Genomic DNA, 18241 nt, shown 5'->3' with positions numbered 1-18241 from the left:
CTCAACGTGCGACATTTGCTAACCTGGACGCCCAATGCATCCGACGAAAGCCTATGTCGTGTATCCTTTGCTTTCGTTCAGAGCCATTTGTCTTGCACACTTGTAACTCTGACGCCTAGATTGAGACCTGGAAATCACATATGCGAGCGGAGTCGGACATCAAATGTGCGAACGCAAACAATCGCGCAAGCGCCGTCTGGACAATGGTGCTCGGCTTTGCCGCCGATCCGCTGATGCGGTGGAGTTGGCCTGACGCAAGGCAATATGTTCAGAGCATGCCTCAGTTCATCAACGCCTGTGGCGGACGAGCATTCGAGCATGGCACAGCGTACATCACGCGAGGGATTCGCGCCGCGGCCCTGTGGCTCCCTCCCGGCGTGCAACAAGATGAGGCGGCGCTGGACGAAATCATGGCGCAATCCCTGAGCCCGAGGATTACCGAGGATATGGCACACCTGCGGCGGGGAATGGCCGAACATCATCCGCCCGAGCCACATTGGTATCTGCCTCTCATTGCCACCGATCCGAACTGGGCAGGAGAGGGGCTTGGCACATTGCTAATGCAATACGCTCTTCAACAATGTGATGAGGAGGGCATTACTGCGTACCTCGAAAGTTCGAATGCTGAGCACATTCCCTTTTATCAACGCCACGGCTTCAAGGTCATTGGTGAGATACAACATGGGTCTTCGCCGCCGCTCACGCCAATGTTGCGAAAGGCTGCTAGCTCGAAGGGTTGGCCCAGCGCTTTGGGGCAGCCAGAAAGCCGTGCTGCGGCCGCAGCTGACGCTCGGTCCCACAACCCAGGCCTTCTATGACAGCAAGCGCGCTGATTTCCAGAAGATCTACGCCGAGCTTGACGCACAAAAAAAACCGTTGGAAGGCACGAACAGCCGCGGCAGATAGAGCATGCCGGCCATCCACGAGATGACGGCAATCACATGCAGCGCCTTGATCCACGCCCCAAGCATCATCACCTAGCGCTGAGTCAACTCAGTCCCAGGTTCACACTGCGTGGTGGCGCGGGTCTCTTAAATATGAATGTTACGACGGTTGTTGTAGTGGGAAAGGCGGCCTTTGGCATGACGGGATAAACCGGAATGGCCAAAGAAGAGTTACTCATCGATACGAGTGCGCTGATGCCGAATGATACGAGCGCTATAGACCGAAGCGGAAGCTTTCAGTCTACCGGGTGCTAAAGGCCCCTGACCTGATCACGGCCCGCTGGCTTCGGATTTCGGACGTCAATAGGCACTCTAGCGCGAGAGCCCCCAACTACATCCCGTGTCGAGCGGCCTGCGTCGACAGGTGCTCCGCCTCGGCAAGCGGATAGCGCGGGTGGCCGCTAAGCACTTTGCTCAACAAGGACTTACAGAACGCAGGCGTAAGCTTGCCGCGGTGGACCACGACGTTCTCGTGACCCGTTGCGGCCCGGGCGTTCTGCCACTGCCGATTGTAGCCGCGCTGTTTATTGGATTTGACGTGGCTAGCGGCGAACTCGGCGTCATCTAGCGTGGCCAATTGCCGCGCAAGTACCGGCCGGTTCGTGTGGATGTGTACCCACATCGGACTCGGCATTGCACCATTACTCAGCGCCTTGGGTTGGAGCTTGAACTCAAACAGCGTCCCTGGCTCGCCCTTCAACGGGCGCGGTACATCCGCAGGCGCCAACTCCTCGGCCGCCCGCAAGTATTCAAGGTGCTTCTGCGAGGGAAAGGCGTAGGTCTTCATGCAATCAATAATAGTCGTGGCCTTTCGCTCTTTCTCAGCTTTGGCCAGCCCCTTCGCCTGGGACAACATCATATTGAGCCGGACTATTTTGTCGTGCACTTCGGGCACTTGCGCAGGCGTGAGTAGGCCACTTCGACGAGGCTCCTCCAACGCGGCCACACAGGCCTGCATCTCGGCGGCCTGTATCTGCAGGCGCTCAACCACGGTGTCTACGACGTGGTCAGCGTCTTCGGGTTTCATCTGGCGCGCTTGCGAGACGGCCCTTTGCTGTCCAGCCAGATCGAATTGCAAAAGTTCGTCCAAGCGCTTGAGTAGTGGCGTCAGTGCCTCAATCGACGCGGGGGCCTGCCAGATAGCCAAGTGTGCCGCCGCCGACGATGACGGCCTTTGCGCCTCCTCCGCGCTCACCAGCTTCTTCGTACCTAAATCCGAGAGCACGAGAACTTTGGCAGCTGGCGCTGTGGCCTTGTCGGCCGTAGCGACCTGTGGCTGCATCCTCCTGGCCGCTGAACTCCCGGCGCCCTCGACCGGAGTGCGCTTGCCTCTGCGCTTCCTGCGCGTTGTTGTGCCTTCGGCCTCAACCCTGCCGGTAGTGTTGGCCGGTATCGCAGCCTCAGCGTCGGCCGGCGGTCTAATAATGGCTGGGGTCTTCGGCTGCAGTGACAAGAGGCGCTTGACCTCATGCGCCGTGACCCACGCACCTTCCACAATCTGGCCCAACAGTTCCAATGGGAGGTCGGCACCTGCTCCGAGAGCGCTTAGATTTCCGACGACGTCGTGCAACGCCAACGCAAATTCCGAAAGGCGCTCCATGACGCCTTCCAGAACGGCGCAGTGCTCTGCGTCCAGCGCGCGTCCTTCGCCGTTTAGAACGGCGCCGCGCGTCGAGAGGAATGCCGGAAAAAAATCCTCGATAAAGGTTCCCAGCAGACGCACCTGCCCGTTCTCACCTATGAGGATGTTCCTCACGGCTGGTTCGAACGTGCTCGCCAGCGGCTCAATCATGACCTGCGCGAGAGCGACCCGCGATTGCAGATGCATGCACTTCGTATACAGTGCCCAGCCGGTGTGCAGCCGCAGTGCGGCCTCTTCGGTCTGCCGCATCTCGGCCGTTGTACTTGGTAAGTTGGCGGTGGCGGCGCAGACCGACTGCATCCGTTCCGAGCGCAATGCCTTCTTTCCCCACCACTCCATGCACGCCTCATAGTGGTTCGCCACACTGGAAACCGCGCGGCGCAGCTGGTCGGGGGAAGGGTTGAATTTGAGTATCCGGTCGAGCGCGTCGGCCGCACTCTTCCTGCTCTCCTCCAAGGCGTAGATAGTCGGGGTGGCCAGTGTGTTGCATTGGTCCCCCGCATCGAGCGCCTCGTTCCGGAGTCGGCGAGCTTGATCGTCGGACAGAATGCTACGCGCTACATGCGGGGGCAGGCTCGCGCTGTAGTCCAGAACTTTTGAGCTTGCCTCGACGAGCTGATCGATCAGCTCTTGCGCCTCCGACGAGTTCTGCGCTTGCATGGCCGCCTTACGGCAAGCGTCAAGTTCCTCAAGCAGGCGGTCCATTTGTCGCTTTGTTGCTTGGATCTCGTCGCCTGTCGAGGGAATGGGGACTGCCATACCCGAAGTGCGCGGCTGGCTACCAGAGCGCATCCCCTCCACGACGGAATCGAACCGTTGGCTGCCTTCCTCAAGCGCAAGACCTGACTCCGAGCGCGAGCTGCTCAACGTGCTGTCGGCGCCATCAGCCCCAACGTGCGATTTGCCAGGTCGGTCAATACCCGTCATGTTCCAACCTCCGATACAGGCGAGAATGCGCAGCCCATCCAGGTAGATGGCCTGGCTGACAATAAGCTGACGAAGCGCATTCTCCCGGATGCACAAAGAAAATCCGAAATCACCCTGGCTTCCAATTCCATGGAAGATGCCGTGTTGGTAGTATCCCGAGTCACAAGTTCGCATCGTAGCTTCGCGTTGATGTGCCAAAGATGAGCGCTGGCAACAGCGACGGAGGTCTGATCGCGGTCCAGCCACTTGCACCCTTGATACAAAGCGACATGACGAGCGTGCCGAACTGAAGTCGCTAACGATGCTGCGAAAGAACGCGCTAGCGCTGGCTCTGAGAGCTCGGATCGTGCTGACCTGCGCGGAGGGCGGTCAGAACGAGGAAGTGGCGGCCACCGAACCTGTGGTGAGCTGCCCCGAGACGATTTCGCAAGCTGGACCATAGCCGCTCGATTTGCCAGCTCTCGATGAGAGTAGCCGGCGCGCTCTTTTGTCCAACCCGCAAAACCAACGCTTAGCGCGGGTGAGGGCCATGTAGGCGATGAGTCTTCTTGAGCAACCTGAAGTGCTGCGGGTGTTGTGACCCACTCGCAATCCGGTCTCGTTTCGCGTGATCTATCTTCTTCGGACCAGTCTACATGAAGTCATCGTCGTCCCAATCCGGCGTGGTATTTGGAGCACGCTGGGCCCCGCTGGTATCACTGCCATTAGTGTCAGTAGCTTTAAGATACAATGGAGGCTTGTTTTTCCGCTGCCATTCACCATCATCATTCTTCGTCCACTTGTTAGGATGCTTGGTAGGGTCAAGCACCATCATCGAGTCACTCACCTCAACAAAACCCAACGCCCGCGCGCGCGCCTTTGCTTCGTCATTGACAGAATGAGAGAGGAGCAAAGGCCGTTCGCCGTCGAGCCGAAGCTGATGCTCCAACAGAATATCGCCTGCGTTCTCGACGAGGGGATGAGTAACCCGAAAATCTACAGTGGATGTGAGTTCGGTCCGTCCCGGAAACTGTTCCCGCCAGCGCGCGCGTGCCTTTTCGTCTTTGAACACATCATTCATGCTAGCTCCGCCTTCCGTTCTCAGAAGTCCAACACTCTTGTTGCCTAACTGATAGCTGAAATAGCGTGCGTCTTTCGAGCCAGATTGCCTGCCGTGGTCATAGGCAACTTGTGCTGTGCGTTCGGCCTTCGAGGATATGGGACGCGAGTATATATGTGGCTTCGCGGCGATATCATCGATTTCATCGCCATAAAAGTCCCTCACCTTTTCGTCGAATTCAGACCTTTTGATCTCCACCACAGGAGGTCGGCGATCGAGGGAGTACGAGGGTGTTGCTGCCGAAGACGAAGGAGCGCTCGGCGCAGCCATGTGCATCCCAGCAAACATCTCCGCAAAGCGTTGGCTATCTGCATCAGATTGGGCCTGATTGGTGCCGGAATATCTCATTTCATCAGCGTCAGAAGCGCCGGGGTAGCTGTTGATTCGGCCATACATGGTGATTGGGTTTCCTATCGGTGAAGTGTTCTTGCACTCAGTTGAGGCTCGTGGGCATGGCGAAGTTGATAGTCAGCCTAGCTGACGACCAGCTGACGCGCAGGCGCTGATCGCTTAGGGTCCGGCTTTTTACGAGAAAGCTACGTTATGGCGAACCCGCCAGCGCATGCGGCTCGTGCGAAAGCGGTTGTAGGCTCGCATGTCCGGTATTGGCATTTCGAGCAAGTGCGAGCGATAGGCCGAGATTGTTGCGCAACATCTGATTGCCTGGCGCCGCTGCGAGAGCCTCGCGATATAGCGCTTGCGCCTCATCATGGCGCCCCTCGGCGTCGAGGACCACCCCTTTTGCGTTCATGGCACGCAAATCACCAGGAACTGTAAGCAAGATCTTGTCGGCTACCTCAAGTGCTTCGCCTGCGCGTCTCTGTGCGAGAAGTGCCTGCGTAAGCGAGATTGCCGCATCGACATTGTCCGGCTTTTGCTTCAGAGCCTCGCGCAAACTCTCTTCGTCGGAAACTCGGAGGAGGGCGTGTGCAATGCGCTCGCGCATAGCAGGATCGATGTCCTTGGCACCCAGCAACTCTGGCCGCGGCGTCTCTTGAACGGAGATAGCTTGATGATCCAAGCTGGCGCAACCACCAAGCGCAAGAGTGGCGAATAAAGCAAAGAGAGCTAAGCGCGAGGGCGGATGGAATGCATACAATCGTGCAGCGAATGTTGTTATTAGTGAATTCATGCCATCCATCTCATGACCGACTGCTGCACTGTTGTTAGCCGTTTGTAGCAAGCCGGTTGCGTTGTTCTACTGTCGGAGCTTGTTCCTTGGGACCTGTAAGCTTGAGCGACCCCACCGGCTGGACCGTGAAATCGGAAGCGAGATCCTGATAAGACAGAACAGGAAGATCGATCCCGTTGCGGGTGAGAAAGCCGCGGACGAAGCGCCGGATATCCAGCGAGCTCAGGATGACGGGCTGGCTCTGACCTGGTGGCATGCCTGAATGAATCTGGCGCAGTTGCGACAGCAACATCTCGCTATGCCGGTCCTCCAGCGCGAGGTACGGCCCGACGGTAGTCTCTCGAACCGCACTGCGAATTACATCCTCAGTTTCACGTTCTACGATAAAGGCGGGCAGAACACGGTGAGCGTTGGCATGGCGAAAGCAGATTTGCCGTCTTAGGCCGGAGCGGACATATTCGGTGAGCAGGACGGCGTTTTGCTCGCGTTCGCTCCATTCGGCGAACGCCTCCAAGACCAGCCGGGTGTTACGAATCGGGATACCCTCGTCGAGCAGGCGCCGCAGGACATCGGCGATCCGGGGAACTGGAGTCGTGCGTAGCACTTCCTTCACCAGGTCGGCATATTCCTGCTCCATCCGGGCAAGCAATTGTCGCGTCTCTTGAATGCCTACCAAGCGCTGCGCATATCGCGTCAGTACGGAACTGACGCGCAGGGCGATGATTTCGCTCGGACGGTGATGCCCGATCCCGGCCGCTTTGAGAGCCGGTGCATGGCTCTGTTCGATCCAGATCCGGTCGGTGTCTGGATCTTGCCGATACGGGATGCCACTCAATTCAATGTTCGCTCGGTCGTCGGTGAGCGCGAGCTGCGTCGGATCGACTCGATCCCGTTCAACCGGTACCCCTTCCACATCTAGCCTGAACTCGGATTGGGCCAAACGTTGATCGACCTGGACTGGAATGCGGGGAATCGTGATGCCAAGATCGGCTGAAACCAGTGCCGAAATGCGAGCAATGTGCTGCTCAACTTCCTCTCTATCAATCGCGTTTACCAGGTTAGGTGCAAAGAAGACCGCGACCGGAAGCGCCTCCGCAGGTATGGTTTGCCTTTGAGCCTGCGCTGGTGTTGAGGTCGGAGCACTAACGTTGGCGCCCGTTTTGGAGCCCGTGTTCGCGCCTTGCACCCCGCCTTTGACATAGCTTGCCCCGGCAAAAAGTGCGGCCAGCATGAGAAACGGGGGCAAGGGGAAACCAGGTATCAGCCCCATGAGAAGTAAGACGCCGGCCGCTAGCCGCAATGCCTGGGTACTGGCCGTGAGTTGGTTGATGATATCGGCACCAAGCTTGAGCTTGGAAGGACCATTTACACGCGTGACGATGGTTGCGGCCGTAACCGACAGGAGGAGCGCCGGAATCTGAGAAATCAACGCATCGCCGATGGTGAGCAGCGTATATTGATGCAACGCCTCATCGACGGACATGCCCTTGGAGAGCAGTCCGATGCTGATTCCTCCCAGCATGTTGATGCAGATGACTATGAGGCCGGCAATGGCATCCCCTTTTACGAACTTCATGGCGCCATCCATTGCACCGTGAAGTTGGCTTTCTCGCTCCAGTGAAGCTCGCCGGCTGCGTGCCTCGTGCTGATCGATATGACCGTTGCGTAGCTCCGCGTCGATAGCCATCTGCTTGCCTGGCAGAGCGTCGAGCGTGAATCGTGCTGAGACTTCAGCAACACGCTCGGCTCCCTTCGCGAGAACCATGAACTGCACCATGGTCACGATCAGAAATATAACAATTCCGACCGCGATGTTCCCTGATATCACGAACTCACCGAAGGTATGAATGATGCTGCCGGCGTCTCCTTCAGCGAGAATCAGCCGCGTCGTCGCGATGGTCAGCGCCAGACGAAAGACGGTAGAGATCAGGATAACGCCGGGCAGGGACGAGAAATCCAGTGGCGTACTGAGATACAGAGCAACCATCAGCAGCAATACGGCAAAGCCCAGATTGAAGCCGATCAGCATGTCGACCACGACGATCGGCATCGGCATGATCATCATTCCGATTGCCAGAAGCAGCATGAACGCGACCATGAAATCCGGGTGGAATGGCGCGCGCACGATAAGCTTACGAAGAAGGTGTGCCATGGAGGGTCTTCTTATTGTTGTTGCGTTGGGGCTGTCCTGCCACGCAAGGACACATAGTCTTGGAAGACTGCCCGCGCCTCGTCCATACGGCCGGCCCGTCGTAGCGCGTGACTGCGGAGAAGCGTCAAAGGCAGACGCGAGGAGGGCTCGTCGTCAAGCGTGTCTAGTCTATCGAGCACCGCAAGTGCTTCATCGCCAAAGCCCTCCGAAATGAGAGCATAGGTAAGAATGCGAAGCAGGTCGACGTCTTGCGAATCGTCATGGGCAATGAGCCGCAACAGAGCGAGAGCTCGTGCGCTCTGTCCACACGCAAGGTGGACGAAGGATATTGCGCAGACCAAATCGCGCTCATGCCCGGAGATTGGCAAGACATCGCCGATTTTGGAAGCATCGGCCGGCGGCGGTGGACTGGCGAATTGCGCTCCGCCCGAGTCGATCATGCTAGCTCCCAATCAAGCTGTTCTGGTTCTGCCGGAGCAGGATGAGCCGGCGGAGCTCCTGCTGCAGGGCGTCGGTCCCTTCACGCGCCGAATCCTCCGGTCCGGCCCGTAGCCTATCGGCCAAGCGCTCTAGAAGAACACTATGCTTCTCTGCTCGCAGCACGTCCGGATCACGCAGGCGTGGTGTCACGAAGGAGAGCAGGCCAGTTGCGAGATTGCGGCCATAAAGTGAAGCGAGTGCTGCACGGGGATCGAGCTCAGCTATCCGTACGCGCCTCTCGTTGAGACTGACACGCGAGACGGCATCGATATCGTTGACGTCAAGCGCGGCCTCGATTAGCAGATCCGGCGCCTCGGTATCCGGCCAAACCGACCCGTGGCTCTTCTCGCCATCGCCATCGGTGCCATGGATCTCTAAATTATGGACTTGAAGGACGGCCGGATTGTTCGCTGGCTCATGGTCGTGGGTATTGAGCCTTTGCGAAGAGGTGCCAAGTCCGACAGGATGCTGGGGCAACTTGGTCATGACGATCTCCTTTCCTCGGCGGTGGAGCTCTAATAGGGGAGAGCAGCAAGCCGTCCATTCCGGCTGAGCAGTACGCGTCCCGCTTCGATTCGATCAACCGTCCATCCATCGTTCAACAGCGCGCCCACGAAGTACTTTTGCCCACCAATAAGAAGATAGGGGTGGGCTCCGCGCCACACCGCCTGGACAGCAATTGAGGAGGGCGGCTTATCCTCCTTCACGGTCACTCCATTTAAGAGTGTCAGCGACCCGTTTGTATGCTGATCGAACCATTGCTGAACCTCCTGCCATTTACTGACTGTCGCAGGTGTCACTGTGCCTTCGGCGCTGACCACGCCTGGCCCACGACCGATTTTGATGTTGAGAAGTCCCGCTTTGTTAACCTCCTCTTGCAGCTGTTCGGCGGCCGCATGGAGGGGGCGATCATCAGGACCATTGAGCGTCAGCTTGGGTGGAAGTGCGGCAACAGGGGGCGCTTCGGGGCTCAGTGCACCGGCACTGCCGTCAAAGAGGAAGCTGATTGCAAGAGTGGCGATCCCGACGGAGCTCAGCAAGACCAAGGCGGCTGCTATTATCGAGACACGCGACAGGCCGATTGATCCTTGGCCCGAATCCTGTGTGCAGCGAATGGACAGCATGCCCGCATGAACGACGGCGGGAAGAGAAACAACAACCCGCTCGCCTACGGCAATCTCTCCGCTTCCTTCTATGCTGACTCCACCTGCTAGGGCCTCGATCTCCATCGAATCGTGCAGGGGCGTGAGACGGAAGTGATTGGGCTCGAGCCCCTGTTCGACGAAGACGATATCAGCACCGAGGCCACTTCCGATAAGGCTCGTTCCGACGGGCGCTTCACCGGTCACCCCAGAATAGAGCCCTGATAGCACTTCGAAATGAACGGATGCGGGTTCATTCACGGAGAGTCTCCTGAACAACGAGAAGCCGTACGGCGTTGCCGTACGGCTGGTTCCGAATTCGTTAGGCTGTAGAGAGCATCCAGCACACGAAAAGAGCGGCCGCGAGCCCCTCTTGCAGCGCTAACTCACGCGCTCGTCGGCAACCTTCTTTTCGGACGAGAGCTCGGTCGTAATTCTGCGCATCACGATGCTGTTGGCCTGAGCTTGCTTGCTGACACGCTCGAGCTCGGCGAGCTGCGCGGCGAAATCGCCAGCACCCGTAGCACCGGTTTGCTGATTCGTCGCGACTTCGGATGCAGCGGGGGAACCGCCAACGGGGGAAACCATATCGACTCACCTTTCTGTTTGGAAGTTAGTGGTACTGATGACCTGCTTCACGCCTAACCAGCTGGGGTAACGACGGCAGGAAATGAAATCATTACATGCGCGCCCGGCGCGCCATTCAAGAGCGTCAATTCGCCGTTGCCGTGGCTACACTGCGGGGTCTTTCCTGCGGCAGGGCCATTATCCTTGGCGACCTTGTCAGCATCAGCCTTCTCAGGCTCCAATTTGTGAATAACCTTCTCGAAGGCTTGGTCGAGTACCCCACCAACAGCGGAACCAATCGCCGCTCCCTGCGGCCCACCGAGGTATCCACCAGCCGCGCTTCCGATCATTTCTCCAATCATCGCATTCTCCTGTGTTCATCTCTACTACGCTCAATAGACGACTCATCGCCTAGAGGTCAGCACTGTGATCCTAGGAGGATTACCTTTCGAGAAGCTGACGAGTACCACAAAGGCCGGGGAATGAGTCGAGGGGGCCCGATTTTTCTCCCGCCGAACAATGTGTCGGTACTCTCGGCATTTTGGCCGACGTTGGCGCGCACGCGACTGCGCAGGTTTTGCATCTCAAAGGTCAAGTGCTCCTAGTAGTGCTGGAGCGCGCCGCGACAGTGGAGCTGTGCCAGGTGTCGGGCTGAAGGAGCATGCCTCCTGAGCAGATGAGTGCAGGCTGGATCGCCTGGTGCGTCGTAACGCCGTGGACAAGTCCTCGAGATATCGCCGCCCGCGGCGTACGCCGATATTTATTAGTCAAAAGTACGCAAGCGGACGGTGTAACGCCCAGCGAGCAATCGGGCGAACAAAAGGCGACGTGTGCAAGTGCGAGGCCTCGCAACAAGAAGCAAAACTAATTTCGAACAGGTGTCTGTTCCGATTATGGCCCTCCACGGCACCTGAAGACCGTCTTGAGCATTCACGCGAGAGGCTCGACCGGCGTCCTTCAGAGAGCGTGGTCGCTCGCCGGCCGCGCGTCCAAAGATGTCGTTGTTGCGACGCCCATCATAAGGAGCGGTTCGTCGTGATCACATGCTCTCAACATTCAGGTGACACGACGACTGATGTGCTGGTGGCAATTATCCTATCGTCAGCTTTTCGACAGGTACTCCAGATACATTTCCTGCGACTTGGATACGCTCGACGTGAGAGTCCCGATTCCCGAGGGGCAAGGGGGAGAAGTGGTCCGCCGATCAAGGCTGTTGTCACCTGCAACCAGAAACGCGAGAGCGCCTGCTGCTGGCCGTGACCTGGGATTGGTTTTGAAGGGCCTCGGCGCAACGTGCCAAGTTGATTGTGCGGGTGGTCCTCGCAGTCTGTCGCTTCCTTCAATGCAATAGGAGTGAATGAAAATGCCGTATCTTCCCGTGGTGGGCGGTTTCAATCCGGCGGTAGGGCTCGTGCCTGAAGGCGTGCCCGCTGTTCCAATGTTCAACGTCGCATTGGGGCAGTACGCCGGCGCTGCCGGCGTCCCGGTGGGGGCCTACCATTACCTGCCGGTAAATAGTCCGGTCGTTGTCGCTCCCCCCGTACTCAGTCCAGCCTACGTCGCTCCAACCCTTCTCGCCCCGCCGCCGCCTCCCCAGTTCGCGTCGGTCGCCCAGAACCAGCCGTCGTCCTCAATTGATCCGGTGTGGACGCATGAGGTCCATGACGGCAAAGCCACGATCCACCTTGGCGATAAGTATACAATTACGGCGGACGAGAAGGACGGCACCTGGACCGTTCGCAACAACGAAACCGGCCATGTCTCGAAGATTCATGGTGATCCTCATGTCGATGCTAATGGAGACGGCAAGGACGACTTCGATTTCAAGAAAGGCATGACCCTGAAACTCGACGATGGCACGAAGATCACCGTGGATACGGCCGACTACGGCAACGGCAAGAGCATTTCGTCGAAGCTCACCATCACGAATGGCAGCAACGCCATGGTTGTCGAGGGGCTCGGTGACGATAAGGATGGTGCCAACAATCTTAAGGTGACGCAGTCAAACGCTGGCCTCACTCTCGATGCGCTGACATCAGATGGTTCACAAACGATCCATGAGCAAGGTCAGGGGTGGGTCGACGGCGCCGGGCGCGAGGTGGACCAGGCGAGTATCGATGCTGGTGAAGAGGGGCGCGCCCCGGGCGCCGGCTCTCAGTCCCAGTACACTCCTCAGCCGCTGGCTACTCCATCGTACTACTACTATACCCCAGTTTTCGTTCCTCCTCCCCCGCCTGTGTCGATGACCCCAGTTGCGGTTAACCAGAGCCCGCCACCGAAAACTAATCCGGTGTGGTCGCATGAGGTCCACGACGGCAAGGCAACGATTCACCTTGGCGATAAGTATACAATCACCGCCGACGAGAAGGACGGCACCTGGACCGTTCGCAACAACGAAACCGGCCATGTCTCGAAGATTCATGGCGATCCTCATGTCGATGCTAATGGAGACGGCAAGGACGACTTTGATTTCAAGAAAGGCATGACCCTGCAACTCGACGATGGCACGAAGATCACCGTGGATACGGTCGACTACGGCAAGGGCAAGACCATTTCGTCCAAGCTCACCATCACGAATGGCGACAACGCCATGGTTGTCGAGGGGCTCGGGGACGACAAGGATGGTGCAAACAATCTGAAGGTGACGCAGTCCAATGCTGGCCAAACCCTCGATCAGGTGACGTCGGATGGTGCACAGACGATATATGAGCAAGGTCAAGGGTGGGTCGATAGATCCGGATGGCAGGTCAACCAGGCGAGCATTGACGCCAATGAGCAGGCCGCCGGGTGAGGCCGATCTGGCACACTTCAAGAAAATGGGAGCGGGCGCTGTCGCCCGCTTTCCCAATCCTCAGCGCGAGCGCGCAGGGAAGCGCCTCGCTTGGGGTGGCCATGCATTATCCGCGCTCTCACGCTTTCGATGATCTGAGTGGCATATCTCCGACGGTAGCAGTCTGCAACGAAGGCACGACTGGATGAGTGGGGCGTCTCGAGCAGCGAGAGCTGATCCAACTCGAGTCGACATTGCGCAGGCTTCTGCCAGTACGTCCATTGTAAGGTCGATTGACAAGAGGGGACACGCCTCGCCCCCCGGGGTGGGCGGCAAATACCACGCGGCCGCAATGCGCGATCTATCGTATTTGCAGCCAAGAGCGACGCGCCGAGTCGTTAGGCGCGTCACCAGCCGCTAGCAGTGCGCGGGGACAGGAAGACCTGTGTGGTCTCTCACTCCTATAAGACACATTGTGACGGCGATTGCCTGAAGCAAGGCGAGCCCGTTCGATATGTGAGCCCGACGTCCTCCGAGATACCGATGACCGGAGTGACCCGAAGCGAAAACAACCTCAGAACTGTCACGCCAAGCTTACCGCAACCTGTCTGAACGACCAGGCACCATTGGGGTGCGAATCCTCCGGCTGCCGAGAAGTGCCTCTCCTTCCTCTCTTATCATCGTTGTATGGATGTGCCATTTGCCGCTCGTTGCTTCCGACTCGACAGGGCCTAATCAAACATCCTCTTCTGTGTCGTCCATGGCAGAGTCTAGATCGGCTTGCGCATCGCTGACAATTCGCATTGCGAGCATGCCAAGAGCCATTTCGAAAGCCTTACGTTGTTGCATGGCCTGCGAGTTGGCCTCATCGGCCCCCTCGGCTCCATCAAAATTCGCGCCGTTATTGCCTCCCGCTGCTCCGATATTAGGTGCACCTGCGTTCATGTTCGTAACACCGCCTATAGATAACCCACCCTCTCATGCTAGCAAGGTTAGCTTTCGAGAAGCTGACGAGGCTCACGGCGTTCATGATGAGCCATTGGAGACCGCATTGACGTTTCCGTCAGCTGCGGCGTTGGTGGTCTGCCGAAGAAACGCTAGTGCTGGTCGAGGAAGAGTGTTGCGCCGGGCAAGATGGTCTCGGTGGACGCTAGCACGCCGGCAATCCGAAAGGCCTGTCCATTAAAAACGCTCCTGCAGGGCAGCAGCTCTCGGCAGGGAGGGGTGTCCGACTTGACTGAGGCGTTCAAGCACCTACGAAGTTGTAGGCCAAGAAGACGATGGAGGTCGACACGCTGCGTGAACCCGTGGAGCACGGTCGAGCAAAAAACGAATTGCGCGTTCGTCATCATTGCCGGAGACGGCCAATGAAACAGGTTTGTGATACCGGGGAGGCCGAACGCGACAATCTCGCGGGTCGCTGAAGCAGCGCTTGAAATGACGAATTGGCCCCGGGCTCGAGGGCGAGCTGCCTTGAAGTCAAGGCGTTGTGAGAAACAGGATAAGCGGTGGATCAATTCGCCGGGCCTGAAACCTTCCACATGATCTTCTTGTCGCGAACCCGCTTGGACCAAAGTTCGTCGCTTCGAAGCGCGGCCGGGTATTCCTGCTGCGGCGGCGCCGCGACAAGCTTTGGATGTTTCGTGGCCGGCGCCGGCGTGGCCGCGAAACGGTGGAGCAGTGCTTCTGGCGCGAGATCAGGCCTGCGGCATGTGGCGTCGCAGGATTTAGGCGAACGCGAGGCAGCGAGTTGTCGTGCGTTTTCGTGTGCAACGTCGCGTCCGCAACATGTTGGCAGATACCAAACAAATGCCGCTTTAGCTTTCGGAGAGAAAGCAGGCGACGCGCTTCGTTTTGCTTCCAGCTGCGCGCGCGGCGGCTCGTGCGCGGAAGCATTAGGCGATTGGCCCGGCTTTTGCTCCACTGCTTGCCAGCGGCGTGCGGCGCCCCTGCTTTGTCGGGATCGTCCGCTGCAGAATGTGGATCTCGATGCGACCAAAGGCATGGCATGAAGAATTGGAGTTCCGTGACAACCAAGGTGCTAGGCACGGCCACTGTTGCAATGGCCTTAATGACGCGCACCGCGCTGGCGGTCGAACACAAAGTTGAATACAAAAAGGATAATAGCAGCAATCCTAGCCACATTCCTGAAAACAGGAGCGTGCTTGCCCAGATCACAGTCACCTCGGAACGACCAGCAAGCTTTACGCTTGCCAACGGCCTGCAGGTGGTGGTGATCCCTGATCATCGCACGCCGATCGTGACGCAGATGATATGGTATAAGGTCGGCTCCGCCGACGACACGCCGGGCAAATCGGGGCTTGCGCATTTCTTCGAACACCTGATGTTCAAGGGCACAGCCAAGCATCCGCCCGGCGAATTCTCCCGGACCGTGCTGTGCGTCGGCGGCAACGAGAACGCCATCACCTCGATGGACTACACCAGCTATTTCCAGCGCGTGCCGCGCGATCAGCTGGCTAGAATGATGGAACTCGAGGCGGACCGGATGACCGGTCTCATTCTCAAAGACGAGAACGTGCTGTCCGAGCGCGACGTCGTGCTGGAGGAATTCAATAGGAGCGTCGCCAACAATCCCGATAGGCGGTTCACCGAGCAGATCAGGGCGGCGCTTTACCTCAACCACCCCTACGGCCGCCCCAATCTCGGCTGGCGCCAGGAGATCGAAAAGCTCGACCGCGAGGACGCGCTCGCGTTTTACAAGCGCTTCTACGCGCCGAACAACGCGATCCTGATCATCGCGGGCGACGTCGATCCAAAGGAAATCCGCCCGATGGTGGAAAAGAATTTTGGCGACATTCCTGCGCAGCCCGCGATCCCCACGAAGCGCGTGCGGCCACAGGAGCCGACGCCCGCGGCACCCCGCACCGTGACGCTCTCCGATCCCCGCGTCGAGCAGCCCACCTGGCGCCGCTATTATCTCGTGCCATCGGCTTCGACCGCGGCCGCAGGCGAGAGCCCTGCGCTCGACGTGCTCGCCCAAGTGATGGGCGGCGGCACCAACTCCTATCTCTACCGTGTGCTGGTCATCGACAAGCAGCTCGCCATCAGCACTGGCGCGAGCTACCACGGCACCTCGCTCGATCCCTCGCAATTCATGATTTCGGCCACGCCGAAACCCGGCGTCCACTTCGTCGAGATCGAGGACGCCATCGACAAGGTGATCGTCGACCTCGCGCAAAATCCCGCACGCGCCGAGGATCTCGAGCGCGTCAAGACCCAGCTGATTGCGGAAGCGATCTACGCTCAGGACGATCAGGTAATGCTTGCGGTCCTGTATGGCCGCGGGCTCACGACGGGGCGCAGCGTTGACGATATCCGAAGTTGGCCTGACCGCATCCGCGCCGTCACGGCCGAGCAGGTGCGCAAGGCCGCGCAGGGATGGCTCGACAAGAAACGTTCGGTAACGGGCTATCTGATCAAGGATTCTGCGGCCAAAGGCGAGGAGAAGCGCTCGTGACCTATTCCTTCACACGCCGTGCCGTCCTCAGTGGGGCCTCGCTCGCGATAGCGACGCTCGGCTCTGCACCATTGTTTGCCGCGACCAGGATTCAGCGCCTGGTCTCGCCCGGCGGCATCGAAGCCTGGTTCGTCCAGGACGCCACCGTCCCGCTGATCGCGATGAAATATGCCTTCGACGGCGGAGCGACCCAGGACCCTACCGACAAGCCCGGCGTCGGCCACATGGTTGCCAGCCTGCTCGATGAAGGGGCCGGCGATCTCGACTTCGAGACCTTTCACGAGCGGCTCGACCGCCGCGCCATTAAGCTGAGCTTTACCTCGAGGCGCGACCAGTTCCGCGGCTCTTTGCGCATGCTCAAGGACAACAAGGACGAGGCTTTCGATTTGCTGCGGATGGCGCTGACCTCGGCGCATTTCGATACGCCCGATGTCGAACGGATCCGCGCCGCGGTGCTCGCGAACCTTCGGCGTGACTCCACCAATCCATCAACGCTCGCCAATCGCAAATTCTTCGAAGTCGCCTTCGACGATCATCCTTATGCCCGCCAGGCCGGAGGCACCGTCGAGAGCGTGCCGAAGATCGACGTCGCCGACTTGAAGGACTATGTCCGCCGCGTGATCGCAAAGGACACGCTCAAGATCGCGGTGGTGGGTGACGTCGATCCAGAGACGCTTGCTAGACTGCTCGACAAGACGTTTGGTAGCCTGCCGGCCAAGGCGGAGTTGACACAGGTAGCCGATGTGGTCGCGGCAAAGGCGCCGCAGTGCGTCTTCATTCCGCTCGACGTGCCGCAAACGGTCGTGACCTTCGGCGGTGCTGGCGTCCGCCGCAGCGAGCCGGATTTCATGGCCGCCTATGTCGTCAACCAAATTCTCGGTGGCGGCGGGCTGGCGTCGCGGCTATTCCGCGAAGTCCGCGAGAAGCGCGGGCTAGCCTATTCCGTCCATGAGACGCTCTTGTGGATGGATCATTCCGCCGTGTTTGTCGGCAATACCGGCACCCGGGCCGATCACGCCAGCGAGACGGTCGAGGAGGTCGAGAAGCAGGTCCGCCGCATGGCCGAGGAGGGCCCGACCCGGCAGGAACTCGATAACGCCAAGTCGTACCTGAAGGGCTCGCAGATGCTGGCGCTCGATACCTCGTCAAACCTTGCGCGGGCGCTGCTGCAGTATCAGCTCGACAAGCTGCCGATCGATTATATCGAGAAGCATAGCGCGCTCGTCGATGCGGTGACGCTGGAGGATGCCGGCAAGGCGGCGCAGCGGCTGTGGGGCCAGGGTCTGCTCACCGTCATCGTCGGCCGCTCCCCACTGGCCGCAGCCCGGTCGACCACCGCGCCATCGCCCACGACGCCGCCGCCAGCGGCAGTACAGCCAGGCGACACGCCATCAGCCGCAACGCCGGCAACACCGAATTAACTTTGTGTAGGTGAGGTGACATGCGACTTGAGCTTCTTTTTTGGGCGCCGCGATAGCTGCGGTCGTGGCAAGCGGTGCCGTCAATGCGACGGATCTCGGGCCGGCAGTAAAGGTCCGAACGGCACTGTCGGAGCCGGACGAGAGGATATATCGGCGGGCACGTCGGAGCCGGCGACGGCCGGTGATCGTTTAGTGATCCTTATGTCGGTCGATTTACGGTGAGTCGTCGTCACCCCCTGCGTTCCTGGCTGGAGGTCAGATCGGCCAAAACTGGCAGAGAGAGCACTGCGTTTTTTGGCTCGCATTGGATACCGGGGGCGCTGCCTCGGACGGTACAACACCTGTCTTGCCGTTTCCGGCATTGTCGTGAGCGCAAAACTCAAAGCAGTTCCCGACGTTTTCGTCATCGGGCCCTGCGTTGGCCCGCACGGCCACACGCTGGCCTGTTTCAAGGCACGGTTGGGTTGGGTCGCGGCGATGTCGTCAA

13 protein-coding genes and 1 pseudogene are annotated in these 18241 nt (G+C 59.0%); 4 read left to right on the top strand and 10 right to left on the bottom strand.

The window, feature by feature from the left end; genetic code table 11:
- Window positions 1-140 precede the first annotated feature (140 nt).
- On the top strand, window positions 141-818 hold the full coding sequence (locus HCN58_RS30520; protein WP_171583058.1) for a GNAT family N-acetyltransferase: 678 nt from the start codon (window positions 141-143) through the stop codon (window positions 816-818).
- Window positions 819-884: 66 nt separating this feature from the next.
- Here the strand turns inward: HCN58_RS30520 and HCN58_RS30515 are convergent.
- The 9 genes and pseudogenes from HCN58_RS30515 to HCN58_RS30475 form a co-directional block, all read right to left on the bottom strand.
- A pseudogene (locus HCN58_RS30515) lies at window positions 885-971 on the bottom strand (HemJ family protein); the annotation flags it as partial.
- Window positions 972-1275: 304 nt separating this feature from the next.
- A complete protein-coding gene (locus HCN58_RS30510) occupies window positions 1276-3513 on the bottom strand; it encodes a T3SS effector XopP-like protein (protein ID WP_171583150.1) in 2238 nt (745 codons plus the stop codon).
- Window positions 3514-4144: 631 nt separating this feature from the next.
- Complete coding sequence (locus HCN58_RS30505) at window positions 4145-5008, bottom strand: Effector protein NopP (RefSeq protein ID WP_171583057.1); 864 nt, start codon at window positions 5006-5008, stop codon at window positions 4145-4147.
- A gap of 145 nt (window positions 5009-5153) precedes the next feature.
- A complete protein-coding gene (locus HCN58_RS30500) occupies window positions 5154-5744 on the bottom strand; it encodes a tetratricopeptide repeat protein (protein ID WP_235984029.1) in 591 nt (196 codons plus the stop codon).
- 34 nt (window positions 5745-5778) lie between these two features.
- Window positions 5779-7896 (bottom strand): type III secretion system export apparatus subunit SctV, encoded by a 2118-nt coding sequence (gene sctV, locus HCN58_RS30495; protein WP_171583056.1) that lies wholly within the window; start codon window positions 7894-7896, stop codon window positions 5779-5781.
- A gap of 441 nt (window positions 7897-8337) precedes the next feature.
- Window positions 8338-8862: a hypothetical protein gene (locus tag HCN58_RS30490; RefSeq protein WP_171583055.1), complete on the bottom strand. Its 525-nt coding sequence runs from the start codon at window positions 8860-8862 to the stop codon at window positions 8338-8340.
- Window positions 8863-8891: 29 nt separating this feature from the next.
- Window positions 8892-9779, bottom strand: coding sequence for a SctD/MshK family protein (locus HCN58_RS30485; protein ID WP_171583054.1), 888 nt, complete (start codon window positions 9777-9779; stop codon window positions 8892-8894).
- A gap of 120 nt (window positions 9780-9899) precedes the next feature.
- A complete protein-coding gene (locus tag HCN58_RS30480; RefSeq protein ID WP_028350678.1) occupies window positions 9900-10106 on the bottom strand; it encodes a hypothetical protein in 207 nt (68 codons plus the stop codon).
- A 53-nt stretch (window positions 10107-10159) separates the two neighbouring features.
- Complete coding sequence (locus HCN58_RS30475; RefSeq protein ID WP_171583024.1) at window positions 10160-10447, bottom strand: hypothetical protein; 288 nt, start codon at window positions 10445-10447, stop codon at window positions 10160-10162.
- Between the two features lie 1001 nt (window positions 10448-11448).
- Here HCN58_RS30475 and HCN58_RS30470 point away from each other — a divergent pair.
- Window positions 11449-12876, top strand: coding sequence for a DUF1521 domain-containing protein (locus tag HCN58_RS30470; RefSeq protein ID WP_171583053.1), 1428 nt, complete (start codon window positions 11449-11451; stop codon window positions 12874-12876).
- 714 nt (window positions 12877-13590) lie between these two features.
- On the opposite strand, the gene HCN58_RS30465 is transcribed toward HCN58_RS30470, so the two are convergent.
- On the bottom strand, window positions 13591-13800 hold the full coding sequence (locus HCN58_RS30465) for a hypothetical protein (protein WP_171583052.1): 210 nt from the start codon (window positions 13798-13800) through the stop codon (window positions 13591-13593).
- 1198 nt (window positions 13801-14998) lie between these two features.
- Here HCN58_RS30465 and HCN58_RS30460 point away from each other — a divergent pair.
- Window positions 14999-16333: a M16 family metallopeptidase gene (locus tag HCN58_RS30460; RefSeq protein WP_376701240.1), complete on the top strand. Its 1335-nt coding sequence runs from the start codon at window positions 14999-15001 to the stop codon at window positions 16331-16333.
- On the top strand, window positions 16330-17754 hold the full coding sequence (locus tag HCN58_RS30455) for a M16 family metallopeptidase (protein ID WP_311966905.1): 1425 nt from the start codon (window positions 16330-16332) through the stop codon (window positions 17752-17754). The genes HCN58_RS30460 and HCN58_RS30455 overlap by 4 nt, the downstream gene beginning before the upstream one ends.
- Window positions 17755-18241: the final 487 nt, after the last annotated feature.

The organism is Bradyrhizobium australiense (genome assembly GCF_013114825.1).
In the GTDB taxonomy this organism is placed as follows: domain Bacteria; phylum Pseudomonadota; class Alphaproteobacteria; order Rhizobiales; family Xanthobacteraceae; genus Bradyrhizobium; species Bradyrhizobium australiense.
This window is presented reverse-complemented; position numbering and strand designations above follow the sequence as displayed.

Bases quoted from the DNA above. Each gene is read 5' to 3' on its own strand.
- HCN58_RS30520 (WP_171583058.1), top strand. From the start codon at position 141: ATGCGAGCGGAGTCGGACATCAAATGTGCGAACGCAAACAATCGCGCA.
- HCN58_RS30510 (WP_171583150.1), bottom strand. From the start codon at position 3,513: ATGACGGGTATTGACCGACCTGGCAAATCGCACGTTGGGGCTGATGGC.
- HCN58_RS30505 (WP_171583057.1), bottom strand. From the start codon at position 5,008: ATGTATGGCCGAATCAACAGCTACCCCGGCGCTTCTGACGCTGATGAA.
- HCN58_RS30500 (WP_235984029.1), bottom strand. From the start codon at position 5,744: ATGAATTCACTAATAACAACATTCGCTGCACGATTGTATGCATTCCAT.
- sctV (WP_171583056.1), bottom strand. From the start codon at position 7,896: ATGGCACACCTTCTTCGTAAGCTTATCGTGCGCGCGCCATTCCACCCG.
- HCN58_RS30490 (WP_171583055.1), bottom strand. From the start codon at position 8,862: ATGACCAAGTTGCCCCAGCATCCTGTCGGACTTGGCACCTCTTCGCAA.
- HCN58_RS30480 (WP_028350678.1), bottom strand. From the start codon at position 10,106: ATGGTTTCCCCCGTTGGCGGTTCCCCCGCTGCATCCGAAGTCGCGACG.
- HCN58_RS30475 (WP_171583024.1), bottom strand. From the start codon at position 10,447: ATGATTGGAGAAATGATCGGAAGCGCGGCTGGTGGATACCTCGGTGGG.
- HCN58_RS30470 (WP_171583053.1), top strand. From the start codon at position 11,449: ATGCCGTATCTTCCCGTGGTGGGCGGTTTCAATCCGGCGGTAGGGCTC.
- HCN58_RS30465 (WP_171583052.1), bottom strand. From the start codon at position 13,800: ATGAACGCAGGTGCACCTAATATCGGAGCAGCGGGAGGCAATAACGGC.